Below are 21,676 nucleotides of genomic sequence, written 5' to 3'. Positions count from 1 at the left end.
CCGCCCCATGCTCGCGCGCCTGTTCCCCGACCGCTTTGTTCCCGTCCTCCTCGCCACCATCGTCGTCGCGAGCCTGCTGCCGGTGCGCGGAAGCGCGGTGCCGGTCGCGCAAGGGATTTCGACCGCGGCAATCGTGCTGCTCTTCTTCCTCAACGGCGTCCGCCTGCCGCGTCAAGAGGTACTGCACGGCATCCGCAATTGGAAATTGCAGGGCGGCACCTTCGCCTTCTGTTTCGGCGCGATGGCACTATTCGGGCTCGGCGCGCAGGCGTTGACGGCGCCGCTCCTGCCGCCGACACTGGCACTCGGCTTCCTCTTTCTCGGCATATTGCCTTCGACCGTCCAGTCGGCGACCGCCGCCAGTTCGATGGCGGGCGGCAATGTTGCCGCAAGTATTGTCGCGGCGGCGCTGCTCAATCTGGCCGGCGTGTTTCTGTCACCGCTCCTCTTTGCCGCACTCGCGGGCAAGGCGGGGGCGATCCACGGTGCCGCGGCGCTGCGCATCGTCGCAATCCTGCTGCTTCCCTTTCTGGCCGGACAAACGGCGCAGCGCTGGCTTCGCCCGCTGGTGCTACGGCACCGCGGCCTCGCGACGCTGATGGATCGCACCGCGATTGCGACAGCGGTTTATGTCGCCTTTTCCGCGGCCGTGGTTGGCGGCATCTGGACGCAGCTTGACGGGCGCGAGATCGCGATCGTGCTCGGCGTCGATGCGCTGCTGCTCGGTAGCGCCTTCGGCGGTGCCTGGCTGCTCGGCTGGCTGCTCGCGCTCCGCCGATCCGACCGGATCACCCTGCTGTTCTCGGGCGCGCAAAAGAGCCTCGCCGTCGGCGCGCCGCTCGCCGCGACGCTCTTTCCCTCGCCGATCGCCGGCATGGTGCTGCTGCCGATCCTCGTCTATCATATGGCGCAACTGATCCTCTCGGCATGGATCGCGCCGGCGCTGGCGCGCCACCAAGAGGTGTAGTGCTTGAATAACACAGGTCCGCATGTCATATAGGCAGGCGGCCCACTATCGACCTGGGGCTGGAAGGATTGTTATGAGCGAAGAGACCGCGACGGCGACCGCAACCGACGAACTGAAACTGACGCCGCCCGAACCCGTCCCCGCCGTCGCGCCCGAAAAGGCCGCCGGCCTTGTTCCGCTCTCGACCGAGCAGAAATCTAAGCTCGAGGAACGCGTCGACAGCTTCATCGACGATCTGGTGGCACAGGACGAAAATTCGCCCGAGTTCGGCAAGCGCATCGACCAGATCACCAATATGGGGCGCAAGGAAATGCTGGAGGCGGCGAATCATTCGAACCGCTTCCTCGACCGCCCGATCAAGGCGATGGATCGCGATACCGACATCGGCCAGAATCTGATCGAACTGCGTACCACGGTCGAACGTCTCGATCCCTCGGCGAACGGCAAGCTGCTGACCAAACGCGGCTTTCTGGACAAGATCCTGGGCAGCAAGATCAACAATTATTTCGCGCAATACCGCAGCGCCCAGACCCACATCGGCGGCATCCTGACCGCGCTTGCCAACGGCAAGGACGAGCTGCTGATGGACAATGCCGCCATCGACGTCGAGCGCCGCAAGATGTGGGAATCGATGGGCAAGCTCGAACAGATGATCCACATCGCGGGCACGCTCGATCAGCGGCTAGAGGCGAAAGCGGCCGAACTCGACGGCAGCGATCCCGCCAAGGCAAAGGTCATCCGCGAAAATGCCCTGTTCTATGCGCGGCAACGCACGCAGGATCTGCTGACCCAGATGGCGGTGACGGTACAGGGATATCTCGCCCTCGATCTCGTCAAAAAGAATAATGTCGAGCTGGTGAAGGGCGTCGATCGCGCCTCGACCACCACCGTCGGCGCGCTCAAGACCGCGATCACCGTCGCACAGGCGATGACGAACCAGAAGCTCGTGCTCGAACAGATTACCGCGCTCAACACGACCACCGCCAACATCATCGATGGCACTTCGAAGATGCTGAAGGACAATACGGCGCGCATCCACGAACAGGCGGCGTCGAGCACGATCCCGATGGAGACGCTCAGCCGCGCTTTCCAGAATATCTACGACACGATGGACGCGATCGATACCTTCAAGCTCAAGGCGCTCGACACGATGAAGACGACCGTGACCTCGCTCGAGGGCGAGGTCGCCAAGTCAAAGGGCTATATCGCGCGCGCCGAAGGCGCGAGCCAGGCGCAGGCAAGCGTCGGCGGCGCCGAGAGCCCGCTGGCGGCGATCGAGGGCTAGGATGAGCATGAGCGAGGTCGACAAGATTAGCGCGCTCGGCAACGCCGCGATCGAACGCTCGCGCGAACGGCGGCGACCGATCGGCACCAAGAGCGTCGCGCTGCGCCGCCAGCATCTCTACAAGAAGCTCGGTCGCGTCCTTGTTGCAGGCGGGATCGTGCTGATCGGCGCGGCGCTGTTCGGCGCGCTCATCAAGCCGCTCGGCTTCACGGGCCTGCTCGCGCTCACGGTGCTGTTGATCGGTGTCGCTGTGCTGTTCGGCAAATGGCCGCCCTTTCCCGAACCGCGCCAGACCGATCTGCCCAAGGCCGACCTTAAGCAGCTCGCCGGCCGCACCGAAATCTGGCTCGAGGCGCAGCGTCCGGCGCTTCCCGCCCCGGCACGCCAGCTCGTCGACGGGATCGGCGTCCAGCTCGACCTGCTCGCCCCGCAGCTCCAGACGCTCGACGCCGCGACGCCGGCGGCAGCTAATATCCGTAAGCTGGTCGGCGAGGATCTGCCCGAACTCGTCGCGGGCTATCAGCGTATCCCCGCGGGGCTGCGCGGCGAAGCGCATGCGGGACGTACGCCCGACGAAACGCTGCTTGGCGGGCTCAAGATGCTCGAACGCGAGATCGGCGACGCGGCGCGCAGCCTGGCGGCTGGCGAGATCGACAAGCTGGCGACGCGCGAACGCTATCTCCAGCTCAAATATCAGGGTCTCGAAGCCGACGACACGCCGGGCGCGGCCTGATCCGCCTCAGGCGGGATAGGCTACTCCGCGATCGTCGGCGCCGGGTTCCCCGTCGCCGCGCGGCGGCACACGCTGGACATTGATCCGGTTCCGGCCGGCGCGTTTCGCATCGTAGAGTGCCTCGTCGGCGATCCGATAGAGATATTGAAAATCGGGGGCCGGCCGCACTTCGGCGACGCCGACGCTGGCGGTCACCGGCCGGTCGCCCATCGTGTCGCTATGATCGCACAGCGCGATTTCGCGGCGGATGCTCTCGGCAAAGCGATCGAGCATGATGCCTTCCATCCCGATGGTCAGCAGGCCGAACTCCTCGCCGCCCAGCCGCGCGACGCTGCACATCGTCCCTTCCCACCGGGCGATGCGTTCGGCGATGCGGCAAAGGACCGCATCGCCGGCTTCATGGCCGTAGATATCGTTGATCGACTTGAAGCGATCGACATCGACGAGCAGCAGCGCCGCCGGCAGCGCCCCTTCGCGCGCCTGATCGAGCAGCGGGGTGACGGCATCGACGAAGCCCCGCCGGTTGAGCAATCCGGTGAGCGGATCGCGGCGCGCAAGCTCGTTCGCCTGCGCCTCGGCCGCCAGCGCATCGTCGCGTTCGATGCGCAGATGCGCGAGCCGCCGCGTCGATGCCGCCGACAGCCACAGCGCCTGCCAGGTTGCGGCGACCAGCACCGCCAGTTTCGACCCCCCGCCCCAGAATCCGTCCTCGACATCGACCAGATGAATGATCGCGAGCGTCGCCATCGGCAGACACCAGGCGAGCGCGAAATCGCGCGCCTCGACCGATCCCTTGCGCCAGCTCCAGCCGATGCACAGCGCGACCGCGACCAGATCGACGAGGACCGCGATGCCCAGCAGATTGCCGAGCATCTGCAGATTGCCGGTGCGAATCAACGCCAGCGGCACGCCAGCGATGGCGATCGCCAGCCCCAGCGCGAGGGTTCCCCGGCGCAAAGCCCGCGGAAGATGCCGGGCGTCGATCGCGGTCACCGCGCTGGCGGTCGCGACGCCGATGGCAAGGCAGGCGAGCAAGGTCGATGCCTGCGCCGAGACCGTTCCCGCCATGGCGGGAAAGATCACCAGATGAATCTGCGACCAGAAGGCGCCCCAGACGATCATTACGCCCGACCATGCCGCCTGCCACAGCAGATATTGGCGGCGCACCGCGACCGCGAGCGACAGGCTATAGATGCCGCTGACGAGCAGCAGGGTGAGCGAGGCGCCGACGAGCGCCGCCATCCCCGCCGCCTGCAGGCTCGCATTTTCCTTGGGGATGAGGCGCGCGCGCAGCAGGCTGTGGTCGGCGAGGCGGTCGAAGCGCATGGTCACCGCGGTCAGCGGCGCGCCGCGGGCCGGGGCCTCGAACAATATCTGGCCGCCGACGCGCCAGTGCGCGCCATAATCGCCGCGGCGCACTGTCTGCCAGCGCGTTTGTCCGTCGGCATAGGTGAACCCCACCGCAACCCGGTCGAAGCGCGAGAAATGCACCATCAGTGCGGCGCCGTTGCGATCCTCGGAACGATTGCCGACATCGGCCCGCAACCACAGGCTGCCGTCGCGATACCCCGTCGGCTCGCCGCTGCAGGAAAAGCGCAGCGCGGACAGCGGGTCGTCGGGTGCGGCCAGCGGTCCGACCGAGTGGCAGAGCGGCGCATTGATGTGCAGCGGCGTCGCCGCAGCGGGCACGGCCCAAAGCGCGGCAGCAAGCCACAGCAAAACAAGCGTCCAAGACGCCCGTCTCCGTCCGCGATTTTCCTCCGCCCCGATCATGCGATTCCCTTTAGACCCCAATATCTTGGGAAAGCGTAACCGCCCAGCCCCGATCACGCTGTGGCCGCAATCACTGGCGCGGCCGGTTGGCGGCAAGGGAGGCGCCCAGCCTCGGCTTCTCGCGCTCGGGTTCTTCAGGCGTTCGCTCCCTCAATCCACGGGGAGATTGCCGCAATGCGAGGCGTCCTCGAGATCGTGCGACGGCTAGGCTATCAATATCCTATGGGTGATGAAGCCCGGGCGCGTCAGAACAAGGAAACGGGCAGGCCTAGCCGCGCCGGGCCAGACCATATTGCATCAGGCCTTCGGGTCCGAACAAGCGGTTGCGCGCGTCGGGCTGCGCCGCCGCTGCGCGCAGCGCGTCCGCCCTCGGATCGTCGATCGGCCAGCGACCATCGTTCAGAAACGCGATCCACGCATCGATGGCGTATTCGATCGACGGGCAGGTGCCGCCGCGCCTTTGATGCCAGGCCCGCGTTTCGAGCCAGCGCTGCGGGATCTTCTGGCTGCCGTCCATTGCGATCTGGATCAGGCGATGATCGAGCGCCGGGTTGGCGAAGCGATCGAGCAGCGCATCGGCATAAGCATTAAGGTCTTGCCCCGGCGCGGCGTCGATGGTCGGTGCGGCCTCCTCGCGCATCAGCCGTTCGACGAGCGGCCGGATAGCGGGATCGGCGACCGCCCGATGGACATGCTCATGCCCCGCCAGCAGTCCGATATAGGCCAGCGCCGAATGCGCGCCGTTGAGCATGCGCAGCTTCGCGGTCTCATAGGGCGCGACGTCGGCAACGAATTCCGCCCCGACCGTATCCCATCGCGGACGCGGGCCAGCGAAATCATCCTCGATCACCCACTGGCTGAATGCTTCGGTGACCACCGCACCTTCATCGCGCACGCCCAGCACCGCCTCGACAGCCGCACGGTCGGCATCGGTCGTCGCGGGCACGATGCGATCGATCATCGTCGCGGGGCATCGGCACGTCGCATCGAACCATAGGGCGACGTCTGGATGGTCGGTGGCGAGATATTGGCGCATCAGCGCGCGCAGCACTGCGCCATTATTCGCCAGATTGTCGCAGCTGAGCAACGTCAGGCCGGGCAATCCCGCCGCCTTGCGCGCCGCCAGCGCCGCCCCGACGAAGCGATAGAAGCTCGATGGCCCCTTTGCCGCGTCAAGATTGAGCTGGCCATCGGCGGTGCGCAGATAGCCCTTCTCGGTCACGGTGAAGCTGACGATATGCGTTGTCGGAGCAGCGAGGACGTCGATGACGGCCTGCGGTTCCTGCGCCGCGACGAGCACGCGCTGAACCGCCCCGATCAATCGAATTTCAGGTCCGGCAGCGGTCCGGCTGCTCACCGTATAAAGCCCGTCCTGCGGGCCAAGCTGTGCCGCGACATCGCCCGAACGCAGCGACACGCCAACGATGCCCCAGTCGCGATCGCCCGCGCCCATCGCATCGTCGGTATAAGCCGCCTGATGCGCGCGGTGAAAGGCACCGATACCGAAATGGACGATCCCTGCCGCTTGCCGGCGACGGTCGTAAGCGGGCGCGCGCACGGCTGCCGGCAGCGCGGTTTGCGCCGACAGCCTCACAGCCGGTACGCGGCCTTGGCGAGATTGTAGCTGAGGTCGACCGCCAGCTCGGCCGCCTCCCATTCCTCCATGCGATGCTCGGCAACCAGCGCAGCGAGGAAGCCGCAATCGATGCGCCGCGCGACATCGTGGCGCGCCGGGATCGAGAGAAAGGCGCGGGTGTCGTCGTTGAAACCGACGCCGTTGTAAAAGCCCGCCGTCTCGGTGGTCTGGGCGCGAAAGCGGCGCATGCCCTCGGGGCTGTCGTGAAACCACCAGGCGGGGCCAAGCTTCAGCGCCGGATAATGGCCCGCCAGCGGCGCAAGCTCGCGCGCATAACTGCTTTCGTCGAGCGTGAAGAGGATGATCGTCAGCCCCGCTTCATTGCCATAACGGGCGAGCAGCGGCCGCAGCGCCCGGACATAGTCGGTGCGCGTCGGAATATCGGCGCCCTTGTCGCGGCCATAATGCGTGAACAGCCACGAATTGTGGTTGCGCAGCGCGCCGGGATGGATCTGCATGACAAGGCCGTCGTCGCGGCTCATCCCCGCCATCACCGTCAACATATGCGCTCGGAACAGCTCGGCGTCGGTGGCGCTGACGTCGGCGCGGGTAACGCGCACGAACAGCGCCTCGGCCTCCGCGTCCGACAGATCGGCGGTTGCCGCGGTCGGATGCCCATGGTCGGTCGAGGTCGCGCCCATGCCCGCGAAGAAGGCCCGGCGGTTGCGATGCGCGGCAAGATAGCCGGCATAGCTGAAAGCGTCTTCGCCCGATATATCAGAGAAGCGCGCGAGATTGTCGCGGAACCCTTCATATTCGGGATCGACGACCGGATCGGGGCGATAGGCGGTGATGACGCGCCCGCCCCACTCGCCGCGCACATTGGCGTCCTTGATGACCCGATGATGATCGAGCGTGTCGAGCGGACTTTCGGTCGTCGCGATCACTTCGATTCGGTAGCGATCGAAAAGCGCGCGCGGCCGGAACGCATCGGTCGCAAGCGCCTCGGTGATCCGGTCATAATATAGGTCCGACGTTTCGGACGAGAATTGCACGTCGAAGCCGAAGGCTTCGGCGAAAACCCAGTCCATCCACATCCGCGAGGGGGTGCCGCGAAAGAGATGGTAATTTTGCGCGAACAGCCGCCAGCTTTCGCGCGGATCGGCGTCCGGATTGCCGATACCGAGCGCATCGAGCGCGATGCCCTGCGAATAGAGCATCCGGAACACATAATGATCGGGATGCAGCAGAAGTTCGGCGGCATTGCCGAACGGCGCATTGCCGGCGAACCATGACGGATCGGTATGCCCGTGCGGGCTGATGATCGGCAGGTCGGCGACCTCGGCATAAAGGCGGCGCGCGATGGCGCGCGGAACCGGGTCCGACGGAAAGAGCCGGTCGGGATGGAGGGAGAGCGGCCGCGTCATCGGCGTCTAGACCTCGACGCGATCGAGCCGCGGCGACAGCAGATGCACCGCGAGTAGCGCAATGAAATAGGCGCTGGCGCAGATGCCGAACAATATCTGATAATTATTGTTCGTCGTCTCGAGGATGTAGCCGGTGAACAACGCCATGCTCATCCCCCCGATCGCGCCGACCGTGCCGCCGATCCCGACCACCGACCCCACTGCGCCGCGCGGAAATATGTCCGACGGCAACGTATAGAGATTGGCGGAAAAGGCCTGATGCGCGGCTGTCGCGAGACCGATGATCAGGACCGCGGTCCACACGCTGTCGATATCTTGGGCGAAATAGACGGGCACGACGCAGCAGGCACACACGAACATCGTGAACTTGCGCGCGAAATTGGGGGTGCGCCCCGCCTTGATCAGCCGCGAGGACATCCAGCCGCCCGCGATGCTGCCGAAGTCGGAGATGAGATAGATGGCGGCGAGCGGCAGACCGAAGGTCTTGAGGTCCATGTCGTAGCGTTCGAACAGATAGCCCGGCAGCCAGAAAAGAAAGAACCACCAGATCGGGTCGATGAAGAATTTGCCGAGCGCATAGGACCATGTCTCGCGAATACCGAGCAGGCGGCCCCAACCGATCGGCGTCACCGGGTCGGCCGGGTCTTGCTGAATCCAGGCGCGCTCGCCTTCCGACAGCTTCGGATGCTCGTCGGGATGGCGATAGATCAGCCACCACGCGATCAGCCACAGCACCCCGAACAGGCCGGTGACATAAAAGGCCACGCGCCAGTCGAACATCAGGACGAGGAAGGGAACGAGCAGCGGCGTAACGATGGCGCCGACATTGGCCCCGGCGTTGAACAGCCCGATCGCAAAGGCGCGTTCCTTTTGCGGGAACCAGTCGGTGACGGCCCGGATACCCGCCGGAAAGTTCCCCGATTCGCCGATGCCCAGCCCGAACCGCGCGAGCGCGAATTGCGTCACGCTCGACGCCAGACCATGCGCCATATGGCTGATCGTCCAGATGATGATCGCGACGGTGTAGCCGATGCGGGCGCCAACCATGTCGACGATGCGGCCGAAGCCGATGTAGCCGACGGCATAGGCGACCTGAAACCAGAAGACGATGTTCGCGAAGTCGCCTTCGGTCCATCCCATTTCCTGTTGCAGCGTCGGCTTGAGAACACCGATCATCTGCCGATCGACATAGTTGATGGCAGTGGCAAGAAACAGCAGGCCGACGATCACCCAACGATAGCGTCCGACATTGGGCTGCGGCGGCGCGCCTCCCTCTGCGATTGCCTGTGCCATTTCTCTCTCCCTTTTCCTGCCTTCTAGAGGCTTTCGATGCGGCAGCCGACGCGGATTTTTCCGTCGAACAGTGCTTCGGCGGTCTGACCCGCCCGGATTTCATGGACGCCGGTGATGGCGCCTGCCGACACCCATGTTCCCGGCGCAATGGGGATGCCGCGGGCGCGCAAGGTGCGGGCGAGGAATGCCGCCGACCCGAAAGGCCCGTCGAGCATCGTTTCCATCGTCGCCGCGCCGACCTGCGCGCCGTCGATGAACATCGCGACGGGCATGCGGATCAGATCGGCGTCGCGCCAGTCGGCGATCGGCGGACCGAGTACGAGCCCCTTGTTGTTGCCGTAATCGGACGCGGTAACTGCGGGGCCGTGCAGGTTGATTTCGGCGAAAGGAGAACTCGCGATCTCGATTCCGGTGCGCACCTCGTCGATGCAGTCGCGAATCGTATCGGCGTCATAATCACCGTCGCCGACGGCGCCGAAGCGCAAAAGGATTTCGGCCTCGGCTGCGGCGAATCCCGGCACGAAGACCGGCATAACGGGCCGGTCGCCCGCCGATCCGTCGCGGATTTCGTCGCTGAATATCGGCCCGGTCAGACGATTGCCGCCATAGCGGCCAACGAGCTCGGCCGCGATCCGCCCCACCTTCCAGCCACCGATTTGCCGCCCGTCGAGCCGGATCGCATGATCCTGGATCGCATAGGCGTCGGCTAGGCTGTCCGGCATGACGCCGGGATAGGAGGTAAGCGGTGTCTTTTTGGCGCGCGCGGCGAGAAGCGCCTGGGCCACATTTTCCGCTTCGCTGTTCGCGCTCATCTTTGTCATTTCCCTCTTCCGGCTTTCGCTCTAAAAGACACCGGTGTCAAAAGCAAGCGAATAGCCGCCGACCCGGTTGATTTCGGCGCCATGAACGCTCACTAGGTGGGAAATGGTGCCGATCTGCGGAACATCCGGCGGGGCAGCGAGCGGAGTGCAGACAATATGCCAGCGACGAAGGGCGGACAGGGTACGAAGCAGCCGACGATCAACGACGTCGCGGCGCTTGCCGGCGTGTCGAAAAAGACCGTCAGCCGCGTCATCAACCGGTCCGAATTCATCGCCGAAAAGACACGCAAGGCGGTTCAGGAAGCGATCGAAACCCTGGGCTTCGTGCCCAATCCGCAGGCGCGCGCCCTCGCCTTTCGGCGCAATTTCCTGATCGCGCTTCTGCACGACAATCCCAATGCCCAGACGGTGCTGAATTTTCAGCAGGGCGTGCTCGACGCGATCAAGGACAGCGACCTGGCGCTGCTCGTCCGCCCGGTCGATCGCGGGTCCGACCGGATGCTCGAGGATGTCCGCGTCTTCCTGGAAAAGCAGCGCCCGATCGGCGCGATGCTGCTCCCGCCCATTTCCGAGAATGATGCGCTCGCCGCTCTGTGTAGCGAATTGGGGGTGCGCTATGTTCGCGTCGGCTCGGCGCCGCTCGACGATGCCGCGCATTGCGTCTCGTCGAACGACCGCGAAGTCGTGGCCGAAGCGGTGCGCAAGCTGATCAGCCTCGGCCATCGCCGCATCGGCTTCGTGCGCGGCCCTGTCGGGTTCCGGTCGGCCGCCGAGCGCGAGGAGGGTTTTCACGCGGCCCTTCGCGAAGCCGGCCTGACGTTGCCGCCCGATTATTTCGCGCCGGGTAATTATCGCTATGCGGCGGGGGTCGAGGCGGGCGAAAAGCTGCTGTCGCTCGCCGAACCGCCAACTGCGCTCTTCTGCTCGAATGACGAGATGGCGGCCGGGGTTATGAGCGTGGCGCACGGCAAGGGCATCGCGGTGCCGGGCGACCTGTCGATCATCGGGTTCGACGATTCGCCGACTGCCACGCATATCTGGCCTGCGCTGAGCACCGTCCGCTGGCCGATCCGCGAAATGGGCGCGCGCGCCGCGCGAACGCTGGTCCCCGATTTTCTCGACGGGGCAGCGCGCACCGCAGCGGCCGACGAAAGCCCGGTGCTCGCGTCCACCTTTGTCGAGCGCCAGTCGGTCGCTCCTCCCACCACAGCCTGAGCCTTCCGGCGGATGGCAGAGAGAAACGCGCATATGACACCGGTAACCGCTATCAGGATCGCGCCCGAGGACAATGTGGCCACGCTGTTGGCCGACGCCGCGGCGGGCGACAGCGTCGCCGTCGATGGCGGGCGAATCGTCGCGGCGAACGCCATTCCGCGCGGGCATAAAATCGCTACCGCGGCTGTAGCGCGGGGCGACGCGGTGACCAAATACGGCTTTCCGATCGGGCGCGCCTCGGTCGCGATCGAAGCCGGCGACCATGTTCACAGCCATAATCTGGCGACCGCGCTCACCGCCGACACCGCCCCCCTTCCCATGTTCGCGCAGACCGATTCCAGGTCCGTCCGCGGCGCGGACCGCGCCTTCCGCGGCCATCGGCGCGCCGATGGCCGGGTTGGGACACGCAATGAGATCTGGATCATCCCGACCGTCGGCTGCGTCGGCAATCTCGCCGAACGGGTCGCGCGGATTGCGGCGACAAAACACGCCGGAAGCGTCGATGGCATCCACGCTTTCAAACATCCTTTCGGCTGTTCGCAACTTGGCGACGACCTTTCGCACACGCGTGCGCTGCTGGCCGGGCTGGCGCAGCATCCCAATGCCGGGGGTGTCCTGATCGTCGGCTTGGGATGCGAGAATAATCAGCTCGGGGCGTTGATCGAATCCATTCCCGCAGCGAGGCGGACGCATATTCGCAGTCTGGCCGCCCAGTCGGTCGAGGATGACGAGGCGGCCTGCCTGTCGCTGATCGAGGAACTGGTCGGCATCGCGGGGCAGGCCGAACGGAGCGAAGCGCCGCTTTCCGAGCTCGTCCTCGGGGTCAAATGCGGCGGGTCGGACGGCATGTCCGGATTGACCGCCAATCCGCTGGTCGGCCGTACGGGCGACAGCATTGCGGCATCGGGCGGGCGGGTGATCCTGACCGAAATTCCCGAAATCTTCGGTGCCGAGCCCATGCTGCTGAGCCGCGCGGCATCGCGCGACGTCTTCGATCGCGCGGTGGCACTGATCGACGACTTCAAGGCCTATTTCGTACGCCATGGCGAACCGGTGAGCGAAAATCCCTCGCCGGGGAATGTCGCGGGCGGCATCACGACGCTTGAGGAAAAGTCGCTTGGCGCGGTTCAGAAGGGCGGCAAGGTTCCGCTGACCGATGTGCAGCGCTATGGCGGTCGGGCGACGCGCCCCGGCCTGACCCTGCTCGAAGCGCCCGGCAACGATGCCGTGTCGTCGACAGCATTGACCGCGGCCGGTGCGACGCTGATCCTGTTCACAACGGGCCGCGGAACGCCGCTCGGCTTTCCCGCCCCGACGCTCAAGATCGCATCCAACACCGCCCTCGCCGACCGCAAGAGCGGCTGGATCGACTTCGATGCCGGCCGGGTGCTCGACGAAGGCTTCGGTGGCGCCGCCGACGCGCTGCTCGATCTGGTGATCGAGACGGCATCGGGACGCCCAACGCGGTCGGAAGCCAATGGCGAACGCGATATCGCGATCTGGAAATCTGGCGTTACGCTCTAGGGTCAGCTCAGCGCCGAGAAGCGGAAATTCCGGAAACGCGCCTGCCCCGACCCCGCTGCGTACAGCCCCGGGCGCAGCATCAGAAAGCCGCCGCGGACATTGTGGTGATAACCTGACACCTCCATCCCGCGATCGAAGCGGGTCCAGCTTTCGCCACCATCGCCGCTGGTGTCGAAGGTGACGATATGCGCATCGTTGGTAACCCGTAGGCGCATCCGGCAGCCATGCGGATTGACGGGCTGAGCCCGTTCGATCCCATATTGATGCGTCACGAAGCGGTCGGCATCGAAACCCAGTCCGCAATAGAGACGCTCGTCGTAAAAGAGGATCAGGCCCGCCGTCACGCCAGAGTCGATATCGATATCGCATTCGAAGCGGTAGGACCGGTCGCCCGCGATTAGGAGCAGCGGCGATGAATCGGACGGCGCCCGCCCGCGCGCCGCAAGGTGCAGCGCGCCGTCCGCAACGGCGGCACGCGCGCGCTCGTCGCGTGCGGGCTTGAAGAAATTCCATTTTGCGCCGAGCGCCAGCGACGTGAAATCGTCCGACAGCGCCATGCCATGCAGACCGGCAACGCCGCCAAGCGGCTTCGCGAGCGGCCGCGACAGGTCGCCCCCTGTCATCCGCGGCCAGCCGTCGGTGGTCCATTCGACAGGATCGAGCAGCGTCTGGCGCCCCAGCGTCCAGAAGTCCTTCTCATAGCCGTGATAGACGCTCCACCAATCGCCCGACGGACCTTCCACAAGCGTCGCATGGCCGCGCGACCACCAAGCCTCGTCGCGCGAAACGGTGCGGACGATCGGATTGGCAGGGCAGTTTTCCCATGGCCCGTGGATCGAGAGGGCGCGCGCCGCGATGACCATATGGCCGGTGGGCGGTCCCGCGGTGCCGCCCACCGCGGTGATCAGATAGAAATAGCCCTCGCGGCGCACGATCTTTGGCCCCTCGGGCGAAAATCCTTCGACGACCCAGTCGGCGGGGTAGCGCCAGGGATCATAGACATGCTCGGGTTCGCCTATCCGCGACAAGCCATCGTCCGACAGCCGCACGCGGTCGCCGCCCGACAGGAACAGCCAGCGCGAACCATCCTCGCCGACGGCATGCCCGGGGTCGATATGATCGGGCAGGTCGAGGTCGACGGGATCGCTCCACGGACCCTCGATGTGGTCGGCCCAGATCACCCAGCTCGTGTTCGGTCCCTTGGTCGGAATGTAGAGAAAATAACGGCCGTCATGCTTGCACAGCTCGGGCGCCCAGACCGATCCGATATTGCGGGTGAGCGCCGGGGCGACGGAGCGCCAGTTCACCAGATCGCGCGAATGCCAGATGACCAGGCCGGGATAGGAATCGAAGGTTGAAAAGGTCATGTAATAGTCGTCGCCGTCCTTGAGGATCGACGGATCGGGATGATCACCGGCCATGATCGGGTTGAGGAAGCGGCCGTCGCCGCAATCGGCGCGGCGCTGCCCATCGGCACCCCGCCCCCATTGCGGCTCCGATGCCGGGTCCGCGGGAGCCGACATGGCCCGCGCCTTGCCCGGCGCCGGACCGAGCCCGGCCGCCAGCAGGCCGGCGCCAGCCATTTTGAACAGGTCGCGGCGATCGGTCACAGGCGTCCTCCTCTTGCGCCAAAGAAAAAGGCCCGGCCCTCGCGCGCGAAGACCGGGCCTATTTCCGGGACTAATTCTGATGGATCACATCTTGAAGCGCGCGCCGAACAGGATGGTGCGGCCAAAATGATTATTCTCGTAATTCCGGTCAGCATCGAAATCGGTGTAGCGATAGCGATAGGTGTCGAGCAGATTATTGCCCTCGACCGACAGTTCGACCCAATCGGTCAACTTGTACCGGATCGAGGCGTCCATGTTCCACGTCGCGCCATAGCCTTCGAAGACGTTGCCGGTGCCGCTGTTCGCATCGATGTAGCGGCTGCGATAGCTGGCCGACACGCGCGCGCTGAAGGCGCCGTCGTCGTAATAGAGCGTGCCGTTGTAGGCGCGCTTCGACACGCCAAAGAGCGTCGCCGAGCGCACCGCATTGACCAGCGCCCCACCCGGGACCACCGCCGGCCCCTGAACATTATAATCTGCGTCCGAACTGATGAAGGTCGCGTTCGCAAGCACCCCGAAGTGGCTGATGAAACCACCGCTGGTGAAGGCGCTGAACGGAACCTGCGCAGCGAGTTCGACGCCTTTCAGCGTGGCCCCGGCCCCGTTAACGTTGGCAGTGATCGTATAGATCTGATTGGGATCGAAATTGAGGAAAGCCGGCGAACTCGGCGGGATCGCGTCCTTCGGCAGGCCGGTGGATGCAAAGCTGGCGCTGAAGGCCTGGCTGATCGGGAAGCTTTCAACCTTCTTCACGAAACCGGCGATCGACAGAACCGCCTGCGGCGCGAAATACCATTCGACACCAAGGTCGAAATTGGTCGCCCGATAGGGATCGAGCTGCGGGTTGCCATAGCTGATCTTGTAGTTGAAGCCGTCGATCGAGCCGCCTGGCGTCAGATTGCCGAGGGTCGGACGCGTGATGACCTTGGCGATCGCACCGCGGATAATCACGTCGCGGCTCGGGTAGAGCGCCACGTTGAACGACGGCAGCCAGTCGTCATAGGTGCGATCGACCGTGACGGTGGTTCCCGACAGGACGCCGGTCGACGATTGCGCCGTATGCGCATAGCGGATGCCGGCATTGCCCGCATATTCGAGCCCGAACAATTCGCCCTTGGCATCGAACTCGATATAGCCGCCCGAGACGGTTTCCTGGACCGCACGCGTATTGCCCGTGTCCGGATTGGCGGTGCGGCTGTAAAGCTGGGTGAAGTCCGTGGCCGCAGGGAAGGACGGGATAAGCCACTGGGTCGTCGTTCCCGCCGGCTGACCCGCCTTGCCGAGCGTGAACAGTTCGGCAAGCTGCGAGGTGACCGGAAAGCCGTAGACGGCAGTCGGCCCAAAGACTCCCGACGCCGAGCAGGTCAACGTACCCAGAACGCGGTCGACCCCGCCGTTGCCGCAAACCGCCGTGTCGCGGGTGAAGGCGACCGCATCGAAGTTGAAGCGGCGCCACATCGCGCCGGCCTTGACCTGAAAACCGTCGGTCACGTCCCATTCGGTACGGAGCTGGGCGGTCTTGAAGCGGTTGGTGACGTTCGAGGGACGATCGCGAATTTCGGCGAGCTGGAAATTCGCCGGATCGGTTACGCTGGTGCCGAAGGTGAGCACCGGGTGCTTCATGTCGCTGTAGTCGTAGGAATAGCCCTGCGCATCGCGGTCGTCGAACACGACGGTCGTTTCGACGGGAATGTCGGCGTCAGACTTCGACAGGCCGCCCAGAACGGTGAAGCGGAAACGGTCCGAAACATCCTGGTCCCAGCTTCCGCCGAACTGATAGAAGCTCGTCTTCGACTGGCGCAGATAATGTTCGGTGCGCACCCACGCATCGTTGAGCGTCGCCGAGATCATGTTGCCGTTCGAGTCATAGACGGGATCGACGACGTTGATCGACCGCTCATTCGAACGCAGCAGCACTTCACCCCATTTTTCCTCGCGATCTTCGCGGAAGCGCGAATAGAGGGCGTCGAGCGAAATCCGGGTGCTTTCGGTCGGTTCGAACTGGATCGAACCGGTCAGGCCGAGGCGTTCGCGGCGGTGTTCGATCTCGCCATAGCGCGGGATGCGCGGATGAAATGCGAGAGCCGCCGCGTCGCACGCTGCACCAGAGACATAGGTGCCGCCGCTGTTCGGGGCCGTCCAGCAATTGGTACCATCGACCGAGTCAAAACGCGCCTGCGCCCAACGCACGCTATTGTTGCCGAGTTCAAGCGTATTGCCCTTCGAATAGGCTGCGGAAACCGAGGCGCCAAAGGTGCCCGCATCGTTGCGCCAGCTGAGCAGCCCGGCGACACGCGGCCCCAGATCCTTCGACAGGTCGTTGTAGGAACCGACGACCGACAGCGCGCCGTGCAGCCCGGCCTTGCCGCCGAGCGGATTGCCGGTGTTGAGATCAACCACCGCGCCGAGCGAGCCTTCGTCGAGCGAGGCTTCGGCGGTCTTGTGGACGACGATGCTGCTGAAAAGCTCCGATGCGAAGACATTGAAGTCGAAGGCGCGATCGCGATTGGCCGAGGCGCCGTCGGTCGAGGTTGCGACGGTTTCCAGGCCGTTCAGCCGAACGCGGGTGAATTGGGCGCCCAGACCGCGCACGGTGATTGCGCGCCCTTCGCCGCCGTCGCGCTGGATCGAGATGCCGGGAATGCGCTGAAGCGATTCTGCAAGATTCTGATCGGGAAATTTGGCGATGTCTTCGGCCACGATCGCGTCGACCGCCGCCACCGAGTCGCGCTTGACGTTGAGCGCGGCCTGCAGCGACTGGCGAAAACCGGTCACGACAATCTCGTTGCTTGCCGCATCGTCGGCAGCGCCCGCATCTGCTGCGTCCTGCGCCCAGGCCGGCGTCGCGACCAGCACCGCAAGCGAAACCCCCGAAGCCAGCCTGACCAGAGTGCGGCCACCCCGCGCGTTATGAAAAGCCATCGTCATCCTCCCTTTTCGCAGCGCATTCCTGCCTTTGGCAAGGAATGACACCGGTTACTTTCGTCGAAGTGCAAAATCGGATCGACTGCACGTCCCCTGCGATAGAGAGTTGCGGATTGGCCGCCGTCATTGCGGTCGGCCCAAGCGCCCTCTCCCCAAAATATGTTCTTGACCGGTTTAGGTAACCGGTGTCAAAAATGATTGAAGCAAGCAGCGGTCTATGTCAAGACCCAATGCGAAGGAGAGATGCCATGTCGAAAAAACTGTGGATTGCCGCGCTGTTTCTGGCTGCGGCCGTACCCGGAGGCGCCGCGATGGCGGCTCAGGCGCAGGCAATCGCCTTCCCCGGCGCGGTCGGACCGGCCGCCGCGACTCCGGGAGGACGCAGCGGAAAAATCCTTCGCGTCACGACGCTCGCCCCCGACGGTCCGGGGTCGCTGAAGGCCGCGATCGAAACGCCGGGTCCGCGAATCGTCGTGTTCGAGGTCGGCGGCGTGATCGACCTCGGCCGCAGTACCCTGACCATCGACCAGCCCTATCTGACGATTGCCGGCCAGACGGCCCCCGGACCCGGCATCACGATCATTCGCGGCGGCATCGACGTGAAAGCGCATGATGTCGTGCTGCGCCACCTGCGCATCTATACCGGCGTTGACGGGCAGCCGAAGCGCAGCGGCTGGGAAGCCGATGCCTTCTCGACGGTCGCCGCGCACGATGTCGTGGTCGATCATTGCACCTTTTTGTGGGCGCTCGACGAAAATATGTCGGCATCAGGTCCGCGCTTCAAGGGCGCGACGGTCGCCGAATGGCGCGACGGGACCAGCCGCAATGTGACCTTTTCGAACAATCTGGCGGCCGAGGGGCTGGCCGACGCCAGCCACCCCAAGGGCGAGCATAGCAAGGGGTCGCTGATCCATGACAACACCACGGGCATCGTCTTCTATCGCAATGTCTGGGCGCACAATGTCGAACGCAATCCGCTGATCAAGGGCGGCGCGCAGGCGCTGATGATCAACAATCTGATCTACGATCCGGGCCACCGCGCGGTGCACTATAATCTGATGAATCTCGAATGGGTCGGCCACGACTATGTGACGGGCGAGATCACCGCGATCGGCAATGTCATGCGCGGCGGCAATCATACCGACGAGGGGCTGCCCTTTCTGATGCTCGGCGGCGATGGCGACCTGCGCTTCTATGGCCGCGACAATATTGCGGTCGACCGGCACGGCAACGCGCTGCCCGAATTCGGCCGCTATGGCGAAACCCGCGCGCAGCTTATCCGCTCGGAGGCCCCGCTTGCGCCCACCGATGGGTACAAAATCCTGCCGGTCCACGATGTCGAAACGTCGGTTCTGGCGACCGCAGGCGCGCGGCCCTGGGCGCGCGATGCCGAAGAGATCCGCATCCTGTTCTTCGTCGCCGAAGGACGCGGCGACATCATCGACGACGAAAAGCAGGTCAGCGCCTATCCGAAGGTGACCGAACCCGTACGCGCGCCCTTCGTAGAGAAGGATTGGGATCTGGCGACGATGGAACCCAAATCGGGCACTTATCCGGGCCAGACCACCCCCATGCCGCAAGAACATCTGTCGGCGCGCGACCTCGATTCGCGCGGCGGCGTCAAATGACGCCGCTGCTCGCGCTGCTGCTCGCCGGAAGCGCGGCACCGGCGATGGTGGTCATCGACGAGGCCGCGACGATTCGGGAAGAGCCGCCGCCGCACGGCGCCATCGGCCAGTCGACCGCGTGGCGGATCAGCGACGCCGTCCCCGCCCCGCGCAGTTTCGAATTTCGCAAGCGCGCGCTGCACGCGGGTGCGGCGATCGGCATCCACCCGATCGACCATGACGAAATCTATTATGTCGTCTCGGGGACCGGCATCGTCCATTCGGACGGCGAGGAACAGGCGCTGAAGCCGGGGATGGCGGCGTGGCTCTATCGGGGCGCCCGCGTCGGCATCCGCCAGACCGGCGACGAGGCCTTGGTGCTCATCATCGCTTATCCAGACGCCGATCCGAAACCGGAGGCACCGTAGATGGTGCTCGGTCGCCGCGAACTGATGGCCGCCAGCCTTGCGCTGCCCTTTGCGGGCGCCGCAGCCGGAGAAGTATGGACGCGGCCCGCCGGCCTTGTCCCCGACGCCAGCATCCCGCTGTGGCCGGGCGGGCATATCAAGCCGCCGCCGGGCCTTTCCGAAGAGATTGTCCAGCGCAGCGACGATCCCGACGCCAGTGACCGGATGCTTCAGCACATTACGCGGCCGCGGCTCGACATTTTCCGGCCCGACAAACCCAATGGCGCCGCGGTCATCCTCGCGCCCGGCGGCGGCTATCGCTACGTCGTGATCGACAAGGAAGGCTATGAGCTGGCGCGCTGGCTGAAGGCGCGCGGCGTGACGGTCTATGTGCTCTTCTATCGCCTGCCCGGCGACGGCTGGACGAACGGGTCCGACGTTCCGCTCGCCGATGCGCAGCGGGCGATGCGGGTCGTGCGCCGCCGCGCTGCGCTCGACGGCATCGATCCGGCACGCGTCGCTTTCGGCGGGTTTTCCGCGGGCGGGCAGGTCGCAACAAGTCTGCTGACGCGCTTCGATGCGCAGGTCTATGCACCGCTCGATGGGGCCGATACGCTGTCAGCGCGCCCCGACGCGCTCGCCGCCATTTATCCGGTCGTGTCGATGGACCCGGCAATCGCGCATGCGGTCAGCCGCGAAAAGCTGATCGGCGCGCATCCCGACGCGGCGCGCGAGGCGCTTTATTCGCCCGAGCGCAACACACGCGCCGACATGCCGCCGCTGTGGCTGCTCCACGCCGAGGACGACAGCGTCGTGAAGATCGACAACAGCCTGCGTCTGCAGGCGGCAACGCGGCGCGTCGGCGTGTCGTGCGAGGCACATTATTTCGCCGAGGGCGAGCATGGCTTCGGCCTGCTGAAAACGGCGGGCCTGCCCGTCGCCATCTGGCCCGAATTGCTGTGGGGCTGGTTGAAGGGGCGACAGATCGTCTGATCCATCGACGCTGCAGGCCGAATCAGGTTCCGGGCTGAATATAGGGGACACGCGCGAACAGCTCGCGCTCCCATCGCCGGGGATCGTTTTCGACGCGGCTCACGGTGTCGAAGATCATCGTCTCACGCTGCGCCAGTGTATAGGCGGACCAGCCCGGGTTGCCGGTGCGCGCAAAGCGCACGAAGGCGCCCATCACCACGTCGCTCATCGCCCGCTGTGCCGGCGTGGGATCGGATATGGTGCCGAAGCTGAGCCCGATGTCATCGGTATGCTTCGCCTGCTCGAAATCGAGCTGATAGACGAAGGCCGGCGCGCCGGCGCGGGCGCGCGCCTCGGCCTCCTCGACCTGCCCGCGCCAGCTCCGCGCTGCGGTGACGATGCGGTGGAACAATTCGGTCACCTCCGCCTGCGGATAACGGGCACGAAATTCGCTCACGACCCATTCGGGCAAGATGTCGATCCGCATCTGCGGCGCGATCCGGGCGGCCAGATTGTCCATCGTCAGCCCCGCAAGTGGCGGCTTGTCGGGCGCATAAAAGGCGCGTGTTTCCATCACGACATTGCCGAGCATCATCGGAATATCCAGCGACTGCGCCGGCGCGTCGGGCCAGAAGGGGTGGCGCATCAGATGCGTCATGTCGAGCACCGGCCCCATATAGAGGCCGCCGCCAAGGACCGGATCGGTCGCCGACAGCGCGGCGATCAACTGTTCGACCGGCGCGGTCGCGGGATCGACGCCGGGGCCGAGCCTGGCGAGAAAGGCTTCGGCGCGCTTTGTCGCGTTGAGCGGCCCCGACGCAGTGACCTGCTGCCCGCTCATCGTGATCGCTTTGTGGAACAGCCCCTTCGCTTCGGGCATCGCCATCAGCGTCGCGATCTTCGCGCCGCCGCCCGACTGGCCAAAGACGGTGACATTGCCCGGATCGCCACCGAAGGCCGCAATATTGCGCCGGATCCATTGCAGCGCGACGATCAGGTCGAGCTGCCCGGCATTGCCGCTGTCGGGAAAGCGCGGGTCGAGTCGCGCGAGATAGAGATAGCCGAGCGCGTTCAGCCGGTGGTTGACGGTAACGACGACGACATCGCCGCGCGCCGCCAGATTTGCGCCGTCGTTGATCGGGTCGGTGACGCTGCCGGTCGAATAGGCACCGCCGTGGAAATAGACCAGGACGGGGCGCTTGCGCTTCTCGTCGAGCGCGGGTGTCCAGACATTCAGGAAAAGGCAGTCTTCAGATTGCGGCTGGTAACGATCGCCGGTCTGGGGACAGGCAGGGCCGAAGCCGCTATCCTGCTGTTCGGCGTGGAGGACGGGAACGGGCGCACGAAAGCGCGCCGCGCGGGCATAACGGATCCCGGGATAGGCTAGGATTGGGGCAACCTCGTCTTCTCCCCAGCCCAGACTGCGATATTCCCCGTCGGGGGCGTCGATGACAGCATGCACGGGCGTAGCGCGGGCCGTTGGCGATGCGGCCACGACCAGCAGCCCCGCCGCGCCGCCCAGCAACGCGCGACGACTCATC

16 protein-coding genes are annotated in these 21,676 nt (G+C 65.2%); 8 read left to right on the top strand and 8 right to left on the bottom strand.

Annotated elements, in window-relative coordinates; genetic code table 11:
- Nucleotides 1-7: 7 nt before the first annotated feature.
- From AOA14_RS10860 to AOA14_RS10850, 3 genes are all read left to right on the top strand, one after another.
- Nucleotides 8-967: a bile acid:sodium symporter family protein gene (locus AOA14_RS10860; protein WP_062903121.1), complete on the top strand. Its 960-nt coding sequence runs from the start codon at nucleotides 8-10 to the stop codon at nucleotides 965-967.
- A gap of 73 nt (nucleotides 968-1,040) precedes the next feature.
- Nucleotides 1,041-2,252, top strand: a complete 1,212-nt coding sequence (locus tag AOA14_RS10855) for a toxic anion resistance protein (RefSeq protein ID WP_062901818.1) — start codon at nucleotides 1,041-1,043, stop codon at nucleotides 2,250-2,252.
- Nucleotides 2,253-2,259: 7 nt separating this feature from the next.
- Nucleotides 2,260-2,985 carry a hypothetical protein gene (locus AOA14_RS10850; protein WP_234178506.1) on the top strand — a complete coding sequence of 242 codons (726 nt, stop codon included), beginning with the start codon at nucleotides 2,260-2,262 and terminating at the stop codon, nucleotides 2,983-2,985.
- Between the two features lie 6 nt (nucleotides 2,986-2,991).
- On the opposite strand, the gene AOA14_RS10845 is transcribed toward AOA14_RS10850, so the two are convergent.
- The 5 genes from AOA14_RS10845 to AOA14_RS10825 form a co-directional block, all read right to left on the bottom strand.
- Nucleotides 2,992-4,674 carry a sensor domain-containing diguanylate cyclase gene (locus AOA14_RS10845; RefSeq protein WP_322787178.1) on the bottom strand — a complete coding sequence of 561 codons (1,683 nt, stop codon included), beginning with the start codon at nucleotides 4,672-4,674 and terminating at the stop codon, nucleotides 2,992-2,994.
- 352 nt (nucleotides 4,675-5,026) lie between these two features.
- Entirely contained in the window at nucleotides 5,027-6,352 is a 1,326-nt protein-coding gene (locus tag AOA14_RS10840) for a mannitol dehydrogenase family protein (protein WP_238929631.1), read from the bottom strand.
- Nucleotides 6,349-7,761: a glucuronate isomerase gene (uxaC, locus tag AOA14_RS10835; RefSeq protein ID WP_062901815.1), complete on the bottom strand. Its 1,413-nt coding sequence runs from the start codon at nucleotides 7,759-7,761 to the stop codon at nucleotides 6,349-6,351. The genes AOA14_RS10840 and uxaC overlap by 4 nt, the downstream gene beginning before the upstream one ends.
- A gap of 6 nt (nucleotides 7,762-7,767) precedes the next feature.
- Complete coding sequence (locus tag AOA14_RS10830; RefSeq protein ID WP_062901814.1) at nucleotides 7,768-9,054, bottom strand: MFS transporter; 1,287 nt, start codon at nucleotides 9,052-9,054, stop codon at nucleotides 7,768-7,770.
- A 23-nt stretch (nucleotides 9,055-9,077) separates the two neighbouring features.
- Entirely contained in the window at nucleotides 9,078-9,875 is a 798-nt protein-coding gene (locus tag AOA14_RS10825) for a 2-keto-4-pentenoate hydratase (protein WP_313906815.1), read from the bottom strand.
- A 156-nt stretch (nucleotides 9,876-10,031) separates the two neighbouring features.
- Here AOA14_RS10825 and AOA14_RS10820 point away from each other — a divergent pair, with 156 nt between their 5' ends.
- Complete coding sequence (locus AOA14_RS10820; protein ID WP_062903118.1) at nucleotides 10,032-11,090, top strand: LacI family DNA-binding transcriptional regulator; 1,059 nt, start codon at nucleotides 10,032-10,034, stop codon at nucleotides 11,088-11,090.
- A gap of 33 nt (nucleotides 11,091-11,123) precedes the next feature.
- On the top strand, nucleotides 11,124-12,614 hold the full coding sequence (locus AOA14_RS10815) for a UxaA family hydrolase (RefSeq protein ID WP_062901813.1): 1,491 nt from the start codon (nucleotides 11,124-11,126) through the stop codon (nucleotides 12,612-12,614).
- Between the two features lie 2 nt (nucleotides 12,615-12,616).
- On the opposite strand, the gene AOA14_RS10810 is transcribed toward AOA14_RS10815, so the two are convergent.
- Nucleotides 12,617-14,197: a family 43 glycosylhydrolase gene (locus AOA14_RS10810; RefSeq protein WP_062903117.1), complete on the bottom strand. Its 1,581-nt coding sequence runs from the start codon at nucleotides 14,195-14,197 to the stop codon at nucleotides 12,617-12,619.
- Nucleotides 14,198-14,308: 111 nt separating this feature from the next.
- On the bottom strand, nucleotides 14,309-17,152 hold the full coding sequence (locus AOA14_RS10805; protein WP_062901812.1) for a TonB-dependent receptor: 2,844 nt from the start codon (nucleotides 17,150-17,152) through the stop codon (nucleotides 14,309-14,311).
- 308 nt (nucleotides 17,153-17,460) lie between these two features.
- Between AOA14_RS10805 and AOA14_RS10800 the strand changes: the two genes are divergently transcribed.
- Genes AOA14_RS10800 through AOA14_RS10790 form a run of 3 tightly spaced genes read left to right on the top strand, consistent with a single transcriptional unit; the run spans nucleotide 17,461 to nucleotide 20,156 of the window.
- Nucleotides 17,461-18,777, top strand: coding sequence for a pectate lyase family protein (locus tag AOA14_RS10800; protein ID WP_238929777.1), 1,317 nt, complete (start codon nucleotides 17,461-17,463; stop codon nucleotides 18,775-18,777).
- Nucleotides 18,774-19,184: a cupin domain-containing protein gene (locus tag AOA14_RS10795; RefSeq protein ID WP_062901810.1), complete on the top strand. Its 411-nt coding sequence runs from the start codon at nucleotides 18,774-18,776 to the stop codon at nucleotides 19,182-19,184. Before AOA14_RS10800 ends, AOA14_RS10795 begins: the two co-directional genes overlap by 4 nt.
- A complete protein-coding gene (locus AOA14_RS10790) occupies nucleotides 19,185-20,156 on the top strand; it encodes an alpha/beta hydrolase (RefSeq protein WP_062901809.1) in 972 nt (323 codons plus the stop codon).
- Nucleotides 20,157-20,178: 22 nt separating this feature from the next.
- Here AOA14_RS10790 and AOA14_RS10785 read toward each other — a convergent pair whose 3' ends face one another.
- Nucleotides 20,179-21,675 (bottom strand): carboxylesterase/lipase family protein, encoded by a 1,497-nt coding sequence (locus tag AOA14_RS10785; RefSeq protein ID WP_238929630.1) that lies wholly within the window; start codon nucleotides 21,673-21,675, stop codon nucleotides 20,179-20,181.
- Nucleotide 21,676: the final 1 nt, after the last annotated feature.

Origin of the sequence: Sphingopyxis terrae subsp. terrae NBRC 15098 (assembly GCF_001610975.1) — a bacterium.
GTDB lineage: Bacteria > Pseudomonadota > Alphaproteobacteria > Sphingomonadales > Sphingomonadaceae > Sphingopyxis > Sphingopyxis terrae_A.
Note: the sequence above shows the minus strand (reverse complement) of the source record. Positions and strands in the feature narration are given on the sequence as shown.